Source organism: Crenobacter intestini (assembly GCF_004919095.1).
Lineage (GTDB): Bacteria > Pseudomonadota > Gammaproteobacteria > Burkholderiales > Chromobacteriaceae > Craterilacuibacter > Craterilacuibacter intestini.
This window is the reverse complement of record NZ_STGJ01000030.1, coordinates 1-304: the sequence shown is the minus strand read 5'-3', so window position 1 is coordinate 304 and position 304 is coordinate 1. Positions and strand designations below refer to the sequence as shown.

At 63.5% G+C, this 304-nt stretch carries 1 protein-coding gene; it reads right to left on the bottom strand.

Going from position 1 to position 304, the window contains the following annotated elements; translation table 11 throughout:
* Window positions 1-304 (bottom strand): EF-Tu C-terminal domain-related protein (locus tag E5K04_RS16180; RefSeq protein WP_407920094.1); only part of this gene is annotated, 304 nt, incomplete at both ends.

The following is a 304-nucleotide window of genomic DNA, read 5'->3' as shown; positions in this document are numbered from 1 at the left end:
GCCTTCCGGCAGGCTAACCGCGCCGGTCACGTCGGTGGTGCGGAAGTAGAACTGCGGACGGTAGTTCGCGAAGAACGGGGTGTGACGACCACCTTCGTTCTTGCTCAGCACGTAGATCTCGCCGGTGAAGTTGGTGTGCGGGGTGATGGAACCCGGCTTCGCCAGGACCTGACCACGCTCAACTTCTTCACGCTTGGTGCCGCGCAGCAGCACGCCGACGTTGTCGCCAGCCTGACCCTGATCCAGCAGCTTGCGGAACATTTCCACGCCGGTGCAGGTGGTCTTGACGGTCGCCTTCAGGCCG